This is a genomic window from Delftia sp. ZNC0008 (assembly GCF_000799035.1).
Lineage (GTDB): Bacteria > Pseudomonadota > Gammaproteobacteria > Burkholderiales > Burkholderiaceae_C > Comamonas > Comamonas tsuruhatensis.
Window position 1 is genome coordinate 1 of the sequence record NZ_JTKZ01000242.1, and the last position, 17,367, is coordinate 17,367.

General features: G+C 68.2%; 15 protein-coding genes and 1 pseudogene. 12 read left to right on the forward strand and 4 right to left on the reverse strand.

The features are described 5' to 3' along the window. The 9 genes and pseudogenes from L995_RS07945 to L995_RS07985 form a co-directional block, all read left to right on the forward strand. Positions 1–989: pseudogene (locus L995_RS07945) on the forward strand (type II secretion system secretin GspD); the annotation flags it as partial. 14 nt (positions 990–1,003) lie between these two features. Further along, complete coding sequence (locus L995_RS07950) at positions 1,004–2,365, forward strand: GspE/PulE family protein (protein ID WP_016448738.1); 1,362 nt, start codon at positions 1,004–1,006, stop codon at positions 2,363–2,365. A 63-nt stretch (positions 2,366–2,428) separates the two neighbouring features. Continuing rightward, positions 2,429–2,713 carry a hypothetical protein gene (locus L995_RS07955; protein WP_223275171.1) on the forward strand — a complete coding sequence of 95 codons (285 nt, stop codon included), beginning with the start codon at positions 2,429–2,431 and terminating at the stop codon, positions 2,711–2,713. 85 nt (positions 2,714–2,798) lie between these two features. Next, positions 2,799–3,800, forward strand: a complete 1,002-nt coding sequence (locus L995_RS07960; RefSeq protein ID WP_016448739.1) for an LLM class flavin-dependent oxidoreductase — start codon at positions 2,799–2,801, stop codon at positions 3,798–3,800. A gap of 4 nt (positions 3,801–3,804) precedes the next feature. Next, positions 3,805–4,494, forward strand: coding sequence for a helix-turn-helix transcriptional regulator (locus tag L995_RS07965; protein WP_047470798.1), 690 nt, complete (start codon positions 3,805–3,807; stop codon positions 4,492–4,494). Between the two features lie 88 nt (positions 4,495–4,582). Further along, positions 4,583–5,227, forward strand: a complete 645-nt coding sequence (locus tag L995_RS07970) for a glutathione S-transferase family protein (protein ID WP_016448741.1) — start codon at positions 4,583–4,585, stop codon at positions 5,225–5,227. A 142-nt stretch (positions 5,228–5,369) separates the two neighbouring features. After that, complete coding sequence (gspF, locus tag L995_RS07975) at positions 5,370–6,596, forward strand: type II secretion system inner membrane protein GspF (RefSeq protein WP_016448742.1); 1,227 nt, start codon at positions 5,370–5,372, stop codon at positions 6,594–6,596. Positions 6,597–6,612: 16 nt separating this feature from the next. Next, on the forward strand, positions 6,613–7,533 hold the full coding sequence (locus L995_RS07980) for a 5'-nucleotidase (protein WP_016448743.1): 921 nt from the start codon (positions 6,613–6,615) through the stop codon (positions 7,531–7,533). A gap of 62 nt (positions 7,534–7,595) precedes the next feature. Next, the gene (locus tag L995_RS07985; RefSeq protein ID WP_047470800.1) at positions 7,596–8,069 is read left to right on the forward strand and encodes an EF-hand domain-containing protein; all 474 of its coding nucleotides are present in this window, start codon (positions 7,596–7,598) and stop codon (positions 8,067–8,069) included. Between the two features lie 24 nt (positions 8,070–8,093). On the opposite strand, the gene L995_RS07990 is transcribed toward L995_RS07985, so the two are convergent. The 3 genes from L995_RS07990 to L995_RS08000 all read right to left on the reverse strand — a co-directional run bounded on the left by L995_RS07990 (position 8,094) and on the right by L995_RS08000 (position 11,485). After that, a complete protein-coding gene (locus L995_RS07990) occupies positions 8,094–8,528 on the reverse strand; it encodes a hypothetical protein (protein WP_016450864.1) in 435 nt (144 codons plus the stop codon). A 155-nt stretch (positions 8,529–8,683) separates the two neighbouring features. After that, positions 8,684–9,187, reverse strand: coding sequence for a cyanophycin metabolism-associated DUF1854 family protein (locus L995_RS07995; RefSeq protein WP_016448746.1), 504 nt, complete (start codon positions 9,185–9,187; stop codon positions 8,684–8,686). 3 nt (positions 9,188–9,190) lie between these two features. Next, positions 9,191–11,485 carry a cyanophycin metabolism-associated ABC transporter gene (locus L995_RS08000; protein WP_047470803.1) on the reverse strand — a complete coding sequence of 765 codons (2,295 nt, stop codon included), beginning with the start codon at positions 11,483–11,485 and terminating at the stop codon, positions 9,191–9,193. A gap of 218 nt (positions 11,486–11,703) precedes the next feature. Between L995_RS08000 and L995_RS08005 the strand changes: the two genes are divergently transcribed. From L995_RS08005 to L995_RS08015, 3 genes are all read left to right on the forward strand, one after another. Then, positions 11,704–13,896: a cyanophycin synthetase gene (locus L995_RS08005; protein WP_047470808.1), complete on the forward strand. Its 2,193-nt coding sequence runs from the start codon at positions 11,704–11,706 to the stop codon at positions 13,894–13,896. A 66-nt stretch (positions 13,897–13,962) separates the two neighbouring features. Beyond that, positions 13,963–16,536: a cyanophycin synthetase gene (gene cphA / locus L995_RS08010; RefSeq protein ID WP_047470805.1), complete on the forward strand. Its 2,574-nt coding sequence runs from the start codon at positions 13,963–13,965 to the stop codon at positions 16,534–16,536. A 1-nt stretch (position 16,537) separates the two neighbouring features. Next, on the forward strand, positions 16,538–17,020 hold the full coding sequence (locus tag L995_RS08015; protein WP_197065117.1) for a CreA family protein: 483 nt from the start codon (positions 16,538–16,540) through the stop codon (positions 17,018–17,020). A 6-nt stretch (positions 17,021–17,026) separates the two neighbouring features. On the opposite strand, the gene L995_RS08020 is transcribed toward L995_RS08015, so the two are convergent. After that, positions 17,027–17,367: LysR substrate-binding domain-containing protein (locus L995_RS08020; protein WP_047470812.1), on the reverse strand; the 341-nt coding region annotated here is incomplete at its 5' end.

Genomic DNA, 17,367 nt, shown 5'->3' on the forward strand with positions numbered 1-17,367 from the left:
CCGCGTCCATGCTCAGCAACAACGGCCGCGTGATCGGCACCCTGGGCACGAACTCCAATGTGGCGGGCGCCAACATCCTGAACCTGCTCGGCCTGGTCAAGGATGGAGGCCTCGACGGCAGCGCCATCACGGGCGACACGCTGACCAGCCTGAGGGGCACCAACCTCGGCTTCACGCAGCGCGTCAACGGCAAGGACACGCTGGGCTTTCTGGCCAACTTCCTGCAAAACAGCGGTGACGCCAACATCCTGTCCACGCCCAACCTGATGACGCTGGACAACGAGGAGGCGCGCATCATCGTAGGCCAGAACGTGCCCATGGTCACGGGCTCGTACGCCAGCAACTCCACGGGCGGCACGGTCAACCCCTTCACCACGGTGGAGCGCAAGGACGTGGGTCTGATGCTGCGCGTGCGCCCGCAGATCAACGAGAACGGCACGGTGAAGCTGGCCGTGTTCCAGGAAGTCTCCTCGGTGGACGAGTCCACCCGCAAGGACACCAACGGCCTGACCACCAACAAGCGCTCCATCGAGTCCAACGTGCTGGTCGAGGACGGCAACATCGTCGTGCTCGGCGGCCTGATCGACGACAACTACTCCCAGGCCGAGGACCGGGTGCCTCTGCTGGGCGACATCCCCGTGGTCGGCAACCTGTTCCGCAACACCAACCGCAAGCGCAACAAGACCAACCTGATGGTCTTCCTGCGCCCCGTGGTGATGCGCGATGCGACTGCGACCAACCAGGTCTCTTCCGAGCGCTACGAAGCCATTCGCGCGCAGCAACAGAGCCTGCAGCCCGAGCCCAGCGCCCTGCTGCGCTCGGTCAATGCCGCGCCCGTGCTGCCCACGCTGACGCCGCAGCCGGACCCCGGCTCGTTCACCAACCCGGCCGCCATCGTCAACGTGCCGGGCGCCAGGCCCGAGCTGATCGACTTCACCCAGCCGCAGCCCGCCGCTCCCGCCGTGCCGGCAGCCCCCGGCGCGCTCTGAGGCAGGAAGGCCCCATGCGCTATCCCCTGCCCTATGCGTTTGCGCGCACCAGCCAGCTGCTGATCGAGGACGACGGCCACGAGCCCCTGCTCTGGCACGGCCCCTCGCCGGACTGGCAGGCCCTGTCCGAAGTCCAGCGCAGGCATGCGGTGCAGCGCTGGCAGATGCTGGACGCGGGCACGCTGGCCCACCGCATCAGCGCCGCCTATTCGCAGGGCGAGTCCAGCGCGGCCCTGGTGGTCAGCGAGGTCGAGTCCGACGCCGACCTCTCGCGCATGATGCAGGAGCTGCCTGCGGTCGAGGACCTGCTGGAGACGGCCGACGACGCGCCCATCATCCGCATGCTCAACGCCCTGCTCACGCAGGCCGCGCGCGACGGTGCCAGCGACATCCACATCGAGCCCTACGAGCGCCATTCCAGCGTGCGCTTTCGCGTGGACGGCGACCTGCGCGAAGTCGTGCAGCCCAACCGCGCACTGCATGCAGCGCTGATCTCGCGACTGAAGATCATGGCCGACCTGGACATCGCCGAAAAGCGCCTGCCCCAGGACGGCCGCATCAGCCTGCGCCTGGGCACGCGCGCCATCGACGTGCGCGTCTCCACCCTGCCCAGCGCCCACGGCGAGCGCGCCGTGCTGCGCCTGCTGGACAAGAGCGAGAGCAAGCTCAGCCTGGAGGCCGTGGGCATGCAGGGCGAGACGCTGAGGCGATTCACCCACCTGACGGCCCAGCCGCACGGCATCGTGCTGGTCACCGGCCCCACGGGCTCGGGCAAGACCACCACGCTGTATGCGGCACTGTCGCGCATGGACGCCAGCCACAGCAACATCATGACGGTGGAGGACCCCATCGAGTACGAGCTGGCCGGCGTGGGGCAGACCCAGGTCAACGCCAAGATCGACCTGACCTTCGCCAAGGCCCTGCGCGCCATCCTGCGCCAGGACCCGGATGTGATCATGATCGGCGAAATCCGCGACTTCGAGACCGCGCAGATCGCCATCCAGGCCTCGCTGACCGGCCACCTGGTGCTGGCCACGCTGCACACCAACGATGCCTCCAGCGCCGTCACGCGCCTGATCGACATGGGGGTGGAACCCTTCCTGCTGTCGTCCTCCCTGCTGGGTGTGCTGGCCCAGCGCCTGGTGCGCAAGATCGACACCACCGAGCCCAGCGGCTACCGGGGGCGCACCGGCATCTTCGAGATGCTGGTGGTGGACGACACCATCCGCGCGCAGATCCACCGCCAGGCCAGCGAGGCCGAGATCCGCGACACCGCGCTGGCCGCGGGCATGCGCCTGATGCGCGACGATGGCGAGCGCCTGGTGCGCGAGGGCATCACCACGCCCGAGGAAGTGCTGCGCGTCACGCGCGACTAGGCGCAGGCGACCACGCCCGACCCTGCGCAGCACGGGGCATCCCTGTTTGCCACAATGGTCGGCATGTTGGAATCCCTACGCGCCTGGAGCGCTCCCTATGGCGGCGACCTGTTCCTGTGGGTCGCCACGCTGAGCCTGATCAGCTACATCGCCCTGTGGTGGTTCAAGTCCCGCCTGTCCACCAGCCAGCTGCGCCGCGTCATCCGCCTGTCGGCGCTGGTGGCGCTGCCGCTGTCCTGGCTGGCCATCCAGCAGGGCGAGAACCATCTGGCGGCAGCCATCCTCCCCCTGGTCTGGTGCGTGGTGCTGGGCATCACCTGCGCGCGGGAAATGTCCAGAAGAAACTGAGTGCGCGGACGCGCACCAGGAATGCCCTGGCGCGGCAAGGCCCGCGCCGCCCCCACCCACCGTGAACTGGAAGTTGGAACCTGCCATGACATCATTCAATGAAGTCCGTCTGTCCATGCTCGACCTCGTGGCCGTGCGCGAAGGCGGCACCGTCGCCGAGGCCCTGGACATCGCGCTGGCCACGGCCCGCAAGGCCGAGGCACTGGGATTCGAGCGCTACTGGCTGGCCGAGCACCACAACATGCCCGGCATCGCCAGCTCGGCCACGGCCGTGCTGATCGGCCACATTGCAGGCGGCACCTCGAAGATCCGCGTGGGCTCGGGCGGCATCATGCTGCCCAACCATGCCCCGCTGGTGGTGGCCGAAGCCTTCGGCACGCTGGCCGAGCTGTACCCGGGCCGCATCGACCTGGGCCTGGGCCGTGCGCCCGGCACCGATGGCGCCACCATGCGCGCACTGCGCCGCGACCGCGTCGAGACCGAGGAAGACTTCCCGCGCGACGTGATGGAGCTGCAACGCCTGCTGGCCCCGGCCACGCCGGATCAAAAGCTGGTGGCCACGCCCGGCGCGGGCACCAACGTGCCGATCTGGCTGCTGGGCTCCAGCCTGTTCTCGGCCCAGCTCGCAGCCCATCTGGGCCTGCCCTACGCCTTTGCCTCGCACTTCGCGCCGCGCATGCTCTACCAGGCCGTACAGCTGTACCGCAGCCTGTTCAAGCCGTCGGCCCAACTGGCCAAGCCCTACGTGATCGTCGGCGCACCCGTGATCGCCGCGCCCACCGATGACGAGGCCGAGTACCTGGCCAGCAGCACCTACCAGCGCGTGCTGGGCATCATCACGGGCCGGCGCGGACTGCTGCCGCGCCCCATCGAGAACTACGCGGCCCAGCTCGGCGAGCAGGAGCGCCGCGCCATCGGCGACTTCCTGGCCGTGGCCTCCATCGGCGGCCCGGACAAGGTGCGCACGCGCCTGCAGAAGCTGCAGGCCGACACCGAGGCCGACGAGCTGATCCTGGTCAGCGACGTGTATGACCGCGACCTGCGCCTGCGCTCGCTGGAGATCACGGCCGGCGTCATGGGCCGCTGAAGGCATGAGCCGCTCCGCCCGGCTGCTGCAGCTGATCGACCTGCTGCGCCGCGCGCGCCTGCCCCAGGCCGGGCCGGCGCTGGCCCGGCAGCTGGACGTGAGCCTGCGCACCCTCTACCGTGACATCGCCACCCTGCGCGAACAGGGTGCCGCGATTGCGGGCGACCCGGGCGTGGGCTACGAGATGCGGCCCGGCTTTCTGCTGCCGCCGCTGATGTTCACGCCCGATGAGCTGGAAGCCCTGCTGCTGGGCGCGCGCTGGGCCAGCCGCCAGGCCGACCCCGAGCTCGCCCAGGCCGCCACCGCCGCGCTGGACCGCATACGCAGCGCGCTGCCGCTGGAGCTGCGCATCGAGGTGGACACCAGCGGCCTGCTGGTGCCGCCCATCTGCCACGAATCCGTGACCGAGCCCTGGCAGACCGCGCTGCGCCTGGCGATACGGCGCCAGCACCGGGTGCTGCTGCACTACACGGATGAGAAGGGCCAGCCGACCGAGCGCCGGATCTGGCCTTTTGCCATGGCTTTCTTCGATCAGCGGCGCATTCTTGCGGCCTGGTGCGAACTGCGCCAGGACTTCCGCCATTTCCGCGCCGACCGCGTGCGCTCCGTCACCGATCTGCAGGAACGCTATCCCGACCACCGCAGCGGCCTGATCGAACGCTGGTCGCGGCAACTGGGCTACACGGTCCGCTGACACCACTGCTGACAAAAACTGTCAGCATGGCCTCCTACAGTCGCTCCCATGGCCTTCTCGCCATGCATTCAAACCACTGGGAGCCTTCATGAACGACTCGATCAAGCCTCTGCGCTTTTACTTCCACCCCCGCTCGCGCGCCGTCATCGCGCGCTGGATGCTGGAGGAATGCGGCGCCCGCTATGAGCCCGTGCGGCTGGAATTCGGCAGCACCATGAAGGCTGCCGACTACCTGGCCATCAACCCCATGGGCAAGGTCCCCGCCCTGGTGCATGGCGAGACCGTGATCACCGAACAGGCCGCCATCCTTGCCTATCTGGCCGACATCTTCCCCGAACGAAGGCTCGCGCCGGCCGTGGACAGCCCGCTGCGCGGCGTCTACCACCGCTGGATGTTCTTCCTGGCCGGCCCTGTCGACGCGTTGATGACAGCCAAGAGCCAGGGCCACCTGGAGCAGCAGACGGCCGACCAGGCCATGTCCGCCGGCTATGGCCGCTATGACGACGTGGTGCAGACGCTGCGCCAGGCCGTGGCCGGCAGGCGCTACCTGTGCGGCGACCAGTTCACCGCGGCCGACGTGCTCATGGCCAGCTACCTGCGCTGGGGGACGATGATGAAGCTGCTGCCCGCGCTGCCCGAGTTCAGCGACTACGGCCAGCCGCTGATGGAACGCCCGGCCTCGCTGCGCTCCATCCAGCTCAACGAAGCGGACCTGGCCGCCCAGCCGGCATAGGCACCTCCGGGACCTGGGGACGAGGCCCGAGACGGCCTCGCCATCCAGCCGTCACCGGCAGCGGCTACCATCGGGGGTTGGATCGCCGCCTGGCGTTTCCTGAACGCCATCCTTCCCCAGCCCCTCCCGACTCCCGCCGCGCATGCCTGCCTTTTCCTTCGAAGCCCTGGATGCCCAAGGTCAGACCCGCAAGGGCACGATCGAAGCCGACAACGCGCGCGCTGCGCGCAGCCAGCTGCGCGCCCAGGCCCTGGTGCCCATGGCCGTGGAGATCGTGGCCTCGGGGTCGGCGTCCGGCCCGCAGGGTGGCGCCTCGCGCTGGCTGACCCGCCCCGTCCTTGGCTCCACAGGGCTCACCGTGTGGACGCGCCAGATGGCGGGGCTGGTCGGATCAGGCCTGCCCATAGAGCGCGCACTGGCCGCGCTGTCCGAAGAAGCCGACGACCCGCGCCAGCACCACCTGGTGGCCGCGCTGCGCGCCGAGGTCAACGCAGGCTCCACCTTTGCCCGCGCACTGGCCCAGCACCCGCGCGAATTCTCCGACATCTACTGCGCCGTGATCGGCGCCGGCGAGGCCAGCGGCAGCCTGGGCCCGGTGCTGGAGCGGCTGGCCGACGACCTGGAATCGCGCCAGGCCCTGCAGTCCAAGCTCATTGGCGCAGCCCTGTACCCGGCCATCGTGACCCTGGTGGCCATCGTCATCGTGCTGTTCCTGGTCAGCTACGTGGTGCCCCAGGTGGCCAGCGTGTTCGCGGGCACCAAGCGCGCCCTGCCCTGGCTCACCGTGGCCATGCTGGCGCTCAGCGACTTTGTGCGCAGCTATGGCTGGGCCGCGCTGATCGCCCTGGTGCTGGGCGCCGTGGGATTCCGGCTGTCCATGAAGAACCCCGTGCTGCGCGAGCGCTTCGACGCTTGGTGGCTGCGCCTGCCGCTGATCGGCCGGCTGGCGCGCAACTACAACGCGGCACGCTTTGCCGGCACGCTGGCCATGCTGGCGGGCGCAGGCGTGCCCATTCTCAAGGCCTTGCAGGCCGCCGCCGAAACGCTGGGCAACCGCGCGCTGCGCGCCGATGCCATGGACGCGCTGGCCCTGGTGCGCGAGGGCGCGCCGCTGGCCTCGGCCCTGGCGCAGAAAAAGCGCTTCCCGGGCCTGATCTCCATGTTTGCCCGCCTGGGCGAGCAGACCGGCCAGCTGCCCGTGATGCTGCAGCGCGCGGCCAACCAGCTGTCCACCGAGGTGCAGCGCCGCGCCATGCACCTGGCCACCATCCTGGAGCCGCTGCTGATCGTGGCCATGGGCATGGTCGTGGCCCTGATCGTGCTGGCCGTGCTCATGCCCATCATCCAGCTCAACCAATTCGTCAAATAGCGACAAGCGCCAAGCCATGCCCGTGACCCTGCAAGACAAGCTGGTCGTTGCCATCTCATCGCGCGCACTGTTCGACTTCGAGGAAGAGAACCGGCTGTTCGATGCGGGCGACGAGCAGGCCTACATGCGCCGCCAGCTGTACCTGGTGCACCAGCCGGCACGCCCGGGCATCGCCTTCCCGCTGGTGCGCAAGCTGCTGGCCTTCAATACGCCTGAAGTGCAGCGCGTGGAGGTGATGATGCTCTCGCGCAACGACCCGGCCAGCGGCATGCGCGTGTTCGCCTCGGCCAAGGCGGCCGACATGCACATAGAGCGCGGCGTGTTCACGCGCGGGCGCGATCCGTTTTCCTACCTGCGGCCGCTGGGCGCCCACCTGTTCCTCTCGGCCAACGAGGTCGATGTGCGCAAGGCCCTGTCCATCGGCTTTCCCGCGGCGCGCGTGATGGTCGACTCCACGCCCGCAGGCGACCGCTACCCGCAGGAAGTGCGCATTGCCTTCGACGGCGATGCCGTGCTGTTCTCCGACGAGGCCGAGCGCATCTACCAGCAAGGCGGGCTGCCGGCCTTTCTGCGCCATGAGGTATCCCATGCCGCCACGCCCCTGGGAGAAGGGCCGTTCAAACCCCTGCTGCAAGCCCTTCACCGGCTTCAGCAGCAGGCGGACTCGTCCCAGACCATGCGCATTCGCACGGCCCTGGTGACGGCGCGCAGTGCGCCGGCGCACGAGCGCGCCATCCGCACATTGCTCGATTGGGGAATCACCGTGGACGAGGCCATGTTCCTCGGCGGCCTGGAAAAAGGCCCCTTCCTGCGCGAGTTCGAGCCGGATTTCTTCTTCGACGACCAATCGGGCCATGTCAGCTCGGCGGCCCGCCATGTGCCCGCAGGCCATGTGAACAGCGGCGTCTCCAATCCGGACGCCGATCCGCTGAAGTAAACAATTGCAAAGGGCGCACAGCCCTGGCTTGCAGACACCGGTTCCATGCCCAAATAGGTGCCATGCATTTTCCCCTCATGAACCGCTCCGCCCTGCTGCGCCGGCCGCCTGTGCTGCAGGCCGCCGCTGCCGTCCTGCTGACCAGCGCCTTCATGCTGCCCGCCGCGCGCGCGCAGGCGACCGAGACGGCCGACAAGGCGTCCACCGGACAGGCCTCGGCCAGCCCGGCGCCATTGACCAAGGGGGAAATCAAGGCCCAGCGCGAATTCAAGATGCTGGACTTCAACAAGGACGGCAAGCTCAGCCGCACCGAAGTGGCGCTGTTCCCGCGCCTGGCGGCGGCCTTCGACGAGGCCGACACTGACAAGGACGGCTACGTCTCCTATGCGGAGGTGCAGGCTTTTGCCGTCAAGTACCGCGCCGAGCGCGACAAGGCGAAGGCCAAGGCGCAGGCCGAAGAGGCAAAGGCCGCCGAGCATGCCGCAGCCGTGTCCGCTGCCAGGGACACGAAGGAAGGCGAAGGCTCAAAGGACTGAGCCTGCGCATTCAGCCACTGACACTCAAAGTCCGCCGGTACGCTTGACCTTGGGTTCCGAATAGGTCAACGGCTCCTCGCGCACCTGCAGCTTGTTGCGGGCCACGTCATCGGCCTTGCTGACCTCCTGGGCCTGCTCCACGGCCATGGCGCTGGCGCGCCACATGGACTGGATGAACTCGATGAGCTGCTTGGAAATCGGCTCCTTGGGCGGCTCCTCGACCTCTTCCTTCTGCTTGATCTCCTCGGCCAGCGTCCAGTCGCGGTTTTCCTGGTCCACCACGGACGGTTTTTCAGGATCGCGAATCACACGGCCTTCTCCGATGCGGTCCGTGGATTCGACAGGATTGGCAGCGTTCACGGGACGCACGGGCACCGCGCCCGACGCGCCGGTGGAGTACAGATCGGCGCTTTGCGGGCGCCACGGTATGGGCGATCGGTCAACAGGTGGAATTGGCATGGCTCGACCCTCTTGCTGGATGTGTGCTGTGGGCGGGAATTTCCCGCCGTCGCCTCATCATCGACAGAACCTGAAAGAACTGAAGCGCTTTTTTTGAAAGACGCCCAGGCCTGCCTCAAACCAAGGGTAAACCCTTAAACCACCCTGACCAGGCGCTAGAGGAAACGCTCCAGCATCTTGCGCGAGGCACGGTCCAGCGCCGTGCTGTCGGGCACGCTGAACTGCACGCCGTCCTGGCTGGTGATCATCAGGTGCGTGCGGCCCGACAGGCGGCGGATATCCTCCTCGGCCTTGAGCACGAGCTGCGCGGGACCGCGGTCGGTCTCCAGGTCCCAGGTGCTGGGCGTGGAATAGCTGGACACCTTGCGGATGCGCTGGATGACGGGCACGAACTCGCGCACGGCCAGATCCTGCTCGATCAGCGTGCGGGCCTGCGCGGGCAGGTGGTCCATGTGGTCCACCCACAGCGCCTCCTTGCCATCGGCACAGACCAGGGACAGGCCTTGCAGCGGCGCGGCAATCGGAAAGGCGCGCACGGGCACCACGGATTCATGGCGCGTGCCGTCGGCCAGGATCAGCACCAGGCGGCCATGGGCGTTGCGCTCCACGCGTACGCGGCTCAGATCGGCGCCGGCGGCGCAATGTTGGGCAGTGGACATGGCTTATTCCTCGATGGTGGTTGCGACCAGGGTCAGGCCTGCGGCCTGGGCATCCTCTTCGGCGCGCCGCGCCTGGGCCTGGTACAGGCGCCAGTAGGCGCCCTGCTTTTCCATCAGTTCGTCGTGCGGCCCCACTTCCACGATCTCGCCCCGGTCCATGACCACGAGGCGGTCTGCCTTGCGCAGCGTGGACAGACGGTGGGCGATGGCAATCGTCGTGCGGCCCTGCACCAGATTGTCCAGCGCCTTCTGGATTTCCTTCTCGGTCTCGGTGTCCACGGCAGAAGTGGCCTCGTCCAGGATCAGGATGCGCGGGTCGATCAGCAGTGCGCGCGCAATGGAGATGCGCTGGCGCTCGCCGCCGGACAGGCCCTGGCCGCGTTCGCCGACCAGGGAGTCATAGCCATGCGGCAGGCGCAGGATGAATTCATGGGCATGGGCCGCACGCGCGGCCGCCACGATTTCCTCGCGCGTGGCGTCGGGCTTGCCGTAGGCGATGTTCTCGGCAATGGTGCCGAAGAACAGGAAGGGCTCCTGCAGCACCAGGCCGATGTTGCTGCGGAAGTCCGACACCTTGAGCCGGCGGATATCCACGCCGTCGAGCTGGATGGAGCCTTCGCTCACGTCGTAGAAGCGGCTGATCAGGTTGACCAGGGTGCTCTTGCCCGAGCCGCTGTGGCCGACCAGGCCGATCATTTCACCCGGGCGAATCTGCAGATCCAGGTTCTTGATGACGGCGCGGCTGCCGTAGCGGAAGGTCAGGTTGTCCAGCGTGATGGCACCCTGCACGCGCGGCAGCTTGACCGGGTTGACCGGGTCGGGCACGTTGCTCACGTGGTCCAGGATGTCGAAGATGCGCTTGGCGCCGGCTGCCGCCTTCTGTGTGACCGAGACGATGCGGCTCATCGAATCCAGGCGGCTGTAGAAGCGGCCGATGTAGGCGATGAAGGCCGTCAGAATACCGACCGTGATCTGGCCGCCCGCCACCAGCCAGATGCCGAAGCCCCAGACCACCAGCAGGCCGATCTCGGTCAGCAGCGTCACCGTGGGCGTGAACAGCGACCAGGTCTTGTTGACCTTGTCGTTGGCCTGCAGGTTGACCAGATTGGCCTGGGCGAAGCGGTCGGCCTCGCGCTTTTCCTGGGCGAAGGCCTTGACCACACGGATGCCGGGAATGGTGTCGGCCAGCACATTGGTCACCTCGGACCAGACGCGGTCGATCTTCTCGAAGCCCGTGCGCAGGCGGTCACGCACCAGGTGGATCATCCAGGCGATGAAGGGCAGCGGCACCAGGGTGACCAGGGCCAGCCACGGATTGATGGAGAACAGGATGACCGAGGTCATCACGATCATCAGCACATCGGTGGCGAAATCCAGCGCGTTCAAGGATAGAAACAAATTGATGCGATCTGTTTCCGCCCCGATGCGCGCCATCAGGTCGCCCGTGCGTTTGCTGCCGTAGTAGTCCAGCGACAGCGTCAGCAGGTGGTTGTAGGTGGTCGTGCGCAGGTCCGAGCCAATGCGCTCGGAGACCTTGGCCAGCACGAAGGTGCGCGCCCAGCCCAGGCCCCAGGCCACCAGGGCCGCAGCCAGCAGGCCGCTCAGGTAGAAGACCATCAGGCTGCTGTCGATCTGCTGCCCGTTCTGGAACGGGATCAGGATCTTGTCCACGATGGGAATGGTCAGATAGGGCGCCACCAGGGTGGCGCCTGTGGAGGCCAGGGTCAGCAAAAAGCCCAGCAGCAGCTGATGCCGGTAGGGATGGGCAAAGCGCCACAGGCGCAGCAGCACCCAGGTGGAGGTCTGCGGACCCTGCTGGCGCGCGCAGGCCGGGCATTCGTCGGCCTCGGGCGGCAGCTCGGTCTGGCAGGCCGGGCAGCGGGGCACATCGTCCTCGGGCCCGTCGAAGTCCTCGCCACGCGCCATGCGCTCACGCTGGTGATCGAACTGTTGCAGCAGGCGCAATACGCCCGCCTGGTGGCGCAGGGTGAAGCGCCACAGCGCCAGCCGAGCCGCAGGACCATGCAATTCGAGGTTGCCCACGCCGCCGTGGTCCAGCGTACGCAAATTCTGATCGACCGAGAGTATCCACTCACTCCATCGCTGATCCTCAGGATCACAGGCGATGAGGCGCTGGTTGGTCAGGACAACCCAGCCTTCGCCGAAGCGCATATCCAGGGTCAGGTCAACCGTGGCGAGGGCCAGCACGTTTTCATTGGAAGCGAGCCTGGCTCGCAGCTCAGCCCCGCGGGGGCTGGCAAGGAAGGCCGAAACGTCCACAGAATGGTGTTCTTGCATGTTGAGTTGTTTTTCCCGCCCCTGGCGGCTCCTGGTGTCATGCGGGCAACCGCAGCTCCCCGGTGGATATCCCGCGCGTTGCACGGCATACCCTGCTCAACGCGCCAACCCTGGTTTAGGCTGACAAAACTGCGCATGGGTTTTCTGGGCGCACAATCCTCTCCCATTCTCCGGCGATCCGAATCCGGGTCGTCGTTCACGCTTACCCGTTGACCGACATGGCGAAATTCAAAGACATCCAACTCTTGCGCACCACCTACCTGCGTGGACCCAGCGTCTGGACCTACCGTCCCGTGCTGGAGGTCTGGCTGGATCTGGGCGAGCTGGAGGACTATCCCTCGAACAAGCTTCCCGGTTTCAACGAGCGCCTGACGGCCTGGCTGCCCGACCTGGTCGAGCACCACTGCGGCGTGGGCGAGCGCGGCGGCTTCATCCAGCGCCTGGAAGGCGGCACATGGTGCGGCCACGTGCTGGAGCACATCATCATCGAGCTGCTGAACCTGGCGGGCATGCCTGCCGAGTTCGGCCAGACCCGCGAGATCTCGCAGCGCGGCGTGTACCGCATGGTCTTCCGCTGCCCCGAGGAAACCGTGGCGCGCACGGCCCTGGCCCATGGCCACAGGCTGATCATGGCCGCCATCAATGACGAGCCCTTCGACCTGAAGGCCGCCATCAAGGCCATCAAGACCGAGATCAACGACCGCTACCTGGGCCCGAGCACGGGCTGCATCGTCGATGCGGCCGGCGAGCGCCGCATCCCCCACATCCGCCTCAATGACGGCAACCTCGTGCAACTGGGCTATGGCGCCGCGCAGCGCCGCATCTGGACCGCCGAGAGCGACCAGACCAGCGCCATCGCCGAGGGCATTGCCCAGGACAAGGACTTCACCAAGCGCCTGCTGGCCGCCTGCGGCGTGCCCGTGCCCGAAGGCCAGATCGTCCACAGCCCCGAGGAAGCCTGGGAAGTGGCGCAGGACATCGGCTTTCCCGTCACCGTCAAGCCCTCGGACGGCAACCACGCACGCGGCGTGACGCTGGACCTGCGCGACGAGGCCGACATCAAGGCCGCCTTCGCGCTGGCCCAGCCCGAAGGCTCGGACGTCATCGTCGAACGCTTCATCGACGGCACCGAGCACCGCATCCTGGTGGTGGGCGGCAAGGTGGTTGCCGCCTGCCGTGGCGAGACCGTGAGCGTGGCCGGCAATGGCAAGTCCACGGTTCGCGAACTGGTCGCCGTGGTCAACCAGGACCCGCGCCGCGGCCCCGAGCAGGAATACCCGCTGGACTGGATCAACCTCGAAGCCCCGGCCGTGAAGCTGGAACTCAAGCGCCAGAACGTCACGCCCGACACCATTCCTGCCCAGGGCACCAGCGTGCTGCTGCAGCGCAACGGCAACATGGCCATCGACTGCACCGACGAAGTCCATCCCGAAGTGGCCTACATGGCCACGCTGGCCGCCAAGATCGTGGGCCTGGACATCGCGGGCATGGACATGATCCTGCAGGACGTCTCGCGCCCCATGAAGGAGCAGGGCGGCGCCATCCTCGAAGTCAACGCCGGCCCCGGCCTGCTGATGCACCTGAAGCCCACCAGCGGCGCGCCGCGCCCCGTGGGCATGGCCATCGCCGACCACCTGTTCCCGCGCACCGAAGAGGGCACGGGCGCCGGCCGCATCCCCCTGGTCGGCATTGCCGGCACGCGCAACAACGGTTTCACGGCCCGCCTGGTGGGCTGGCTGCTGCAGCTGTCGGGCAAGCTCACGGGCGTGGCCAGCAGCGAGGGCATGTTCCTGTCCAACCGCCAAACGCAGAAGACCAATACCGCCAACTGGGCCGGCGCCCACCGGCTGCTGACCAACCGCCTGGCCCAGGCCGCCGTCATCCAGACCACGGCCCGTTCCATCCTGGAGGAAGGCCTGGCCTACGACCGCTGCCTGGTCGGCGTGGTCACCGACATGGACGGCTTCGAGCAGTTGCCCGACCATGACGTGCACGAGCAGTCACAGATGACGCGCGTGATGCGCACCCAGATCGACGTGGTGCTGGACGAAGGCGCGGGCGTGCTCAATGCCGACATCGAACAGGTGGCCGACCTGGCCCGCCTGTGCGACGGCGAGGTGCTGTTCTATTCGATGCAGGCAGACAGCCCCGTGGTAGCGGCCCACCGTTGCGAGAGCGAAGGCCGTGCCGTCTTCGTGCGCGGCAACCAGGTGATCCTGGCCACGGGCGCCGCCGAGCGCGTGCTGGGAACGCTGGACGCGCTGAGCCTGCCCGGCGGCCTGCGCCCGGACACGCCGGCCCTGCTCGCTGCCATTGCCGCGGCGTGGTCCATGGACATTGCCCCCGACCTCATCGTCGCCGGCATCAAGACCTTCGACTACACGCCGGCCGCCGCAGCCACCGCCGCCTGAGCCCGACCACACGATGACATGCAGGCAGGCCCGGCGACGCGGGCCTGCCCTCCGAAAGAAGACACTATGCAGATCACCCGCATCCGAGCCCTGCGCGGCCCCAATCTCTGGACCCGCAGCACCGCCATCGAAGCCATCGTGCAATGCGAGCCCGGCGACTGTGACTACTCGGCCCTGGCAGGGTTCGAGGACCGGCTGCGCGCACGCTTTCCCAAGATCGGCACGCTGCAGCCGCACGGTGCCGACCAGCGCCTGTCGCTGGCCCATGTGCTGGAAGTGGCGGCCCTGTCGCTGCAGGCCCAGGCCGGCTGCCCCGTGACCTTCAGCCGCACGCACGAGACCGTGGAAGCCGGCACCTACCAGGTGGTGGTGGAGTACACCGAGGAATCCGTGGGCCGCCTGGCCATGGAACAGGCCGGTGCGCTGCTGCAGTCGGCACTGGCCGACACGCCCTTCGACGCCGACAAGGTGGTGGCCGAGCTGCGTGAACTCGACGAGGACGAGCGCATCGGCCCCTCCACAGGCTCCATCGTCGATGCGGCCGTGGCGCGCGGCATTCCCATCCGCCGCCTGACCTCGGGCTCGCTGGTACAGCTGGGCTGGGGCTCCAAGGCCCGCCGCATCCAGGCCGCCGAGCTGGACCAGACCAGCGCCGTGGCCGAATCCATCGCCCAGGACAAGGACCTGACCAAGCGCCTGCTGCACGCCGCCGGCGTGCCCGTGCCGCTGGGCCGCCCCGTCAAGGACGTGGAAGAAGCCTGGCTCGTGGCCCAGGAAGTGGGCCTGCCCGTGGTGGTCAAGCCCCAGGACGGCAACCAGGGCAAGGGCGTGGTGGTCAACATCACCACGCACGAGCAGCTCAAGGCCGCCTTTGCCACCGCCTCGGAATTCGGCGACGACATCATGGTCGAACGCTTCCTGCCGGGCCACGACTTCCGCCTGCTGGTGGTCGGCGGCCAGCTGGTGGCCGCTGCGCGCCGCGAGCCGCCCCAGGTGCTGGGCGACGGCCAGCACACCATCCGCGAACTGGTCGAGCTGGTCAACCAGGACCCGCGCCGCGGCTCGGGCCACGGCACGGCGCTGACCAAGATCCGCCTGGACGACATCGCCATCGCGCGCATCGCCACAGAAGGGCTCACGCCCGAATCCGTGCCGGCCCAGGGCCAGCGCGTGGTGCTGCGCAACAACGCCAACCTGTCCACGGGCGGCAGCGCCACCGATGTCACGGACGACGTGCACCCCGACATCGCCGCGCGCGCCGTCGAGGCCGCCCAGACCATCGGCCTGCACATCTGCGGCGTGGACGTGGTCTGCGAGACCATGCTGCGCCCGCTGGAGGAGCAAAACGGCGGCATCGTCGAAGTCAACGCCGCACCGGGCCTGCGCATGCACCTGGCGCCGTCCTTCGGCAAGCCCCGCAACGTGGGCGTGCCCATGGTCGATGAGCTGTTCGCACCCGGCCAGGACGGCCGCATCCCGCTGGTGGCCGTCACCGGCACCAATGGCAAGACAACGACCACGCGCCTGATCGCCCACCTGTTCACCTCGCATGGCTGGCGCACGGCCATGACGAACACGGACGGTGTCTACGTCAACGGCCGCCAGATCGACAGCGGCGACTGCTCGGGCCCGCGCAGCGCGCGCAACGCCCTGGCCCACCCCGAGACCGATGCAGCCGTGCTCGAATGCGCGCGCGGCGGCATCCTGCGCGAAGGGCTGGGCTTCGACCGCTGCCAGGTGGCCGTGGTCACCAACGTGGGCGCAGGCGACCACCTGGGCCTGAACTACATCACCACGGTGGAAGACGTGGCCGTGCTCAAGCGCGTCATCGTGCAGAACGTGGCCGCCGACGGCTATGCCGTGCTCAACGCCGCCGACCCGCTGGTGGCGGCCATGGCCTCCACCTCGCCGGGCAAGGTCATCTATTTCGCGGCCGATCGCCACCACCCCGTGATGGCCACGCACCGTGCCCAGGGCAACCGCGTGGTCTACGTGGACGGCGACAGCATCGTCGCGGCCGAAAGCTCGTGGCGCGAGACCATCGCCCTGCGCGAGATCCCCATCACGCGCAACGGCACCATCACCTTCCAGGTGGAGAACGTCATGGCCGCCATCGCCGCCGCCTGGGGCGTGGGCCTGCCGTGGCAGACCATCCGCCGCGGGCTGGCCGGCTTCGTCAACGACAGCGACAACGCCCCCGGACGCTTCAACGTCATGGACTACCGTGGCGCCACGCTGATCGCCGACTACGGCCACAACCCCGACGCCATCCGCGCCCTGGTGCAGGCCGTGGATGCCATGCCGGCCCAGCGCCGCAGCGTGGTCATCAGCGGCGCGGGCGACCGCCGCGACCAGGACATCACCGAGCAGACACAGATCCTGGGCCGCGCCTTCGACGACGTCATCCTCTACCAGGACGCCTGCCAGCGCGGCCGCGCCGACGGGGAAGTCCTGGCCCTGCTGCAGCAAGGCCTGCAAGGCGCACCGCGCACCGGCTACGTGACCCAGATCCAGGGTGAGTTCAACGCCATCGACCATGCGCTGGCGCGGCTGACGCCCGGCGACCTGTGCCTGGTGCTGGTGGATCAGGTCGAGGAAGCCCTCGAACACCTGCGCCGCCATGTGACGGGTGAGGCCTGACATGAACAGCCGGGCCTTGCTCACGGCCGCTCTGGCCACGCTGCTGCTGGGCGCCTGCGGTGCGCGCGCCGAGCAGGTGGGCGCGGTGGACACGGTGTTCAAGTTCATAGGCCCGGACCACAAGATCGTGGTCGATGCCTATGACGATCCCAAGGTGGCGGGCGTGACCTGCTATGTCTCGCGCGCCAAGACCGGCGGCATCAAGGGCGGCCTGGGCCTGGCCGAGGACCGCGCCGAAGCCTCGATCAGCTGCGTGCAGACCGGACCCATCCAGATCCCTGCGCCGCTCAAGCAGCAGGACGAGGTGTTCACCGAACGCATCTCGCTGCTGTTCAAGCGCCTGCGCGTGGTGCGCATGGTCGATGCGCAGCGCAACACCCTGGTCTACATGACCTACTCGGACCGCGTGATCGAAGGCTCGCCGCAAAACAGCGTCACCGCCGTGCCCGTGCCGCGCAGCACGCCGATTCCGATGGGCAAGTAACCCGCCTCAGTCCTGGGCCTGTTGGCGGCAGGCCTGCACAAAGGCCGCCAGCGCCGGCGAGCGGCGCTTGCCCGCCCGCTGCACCAGCGAGAAATCCCGCCACATGCGCGGCAGCGTGGTCGGCAGCACGACCAGCTCTCCCGAGGCGACCAGGGCCTGCACCAGCACGCGCGACAGGCAGCTGACGCCCAGGCCCTGCGCCACGCAGCGCGCAATCGCCTCCGAACTGCCCAGCGTGGCGGCGGCCGGCAGCTGGTGCAGATGCGGCAGCAAGGCATGCTCCACCATCTCGCGCGTGCCCGAGCCCGGCTCGCGCAGCAGCCAGCGCGCACCACGCAAGGACGCGG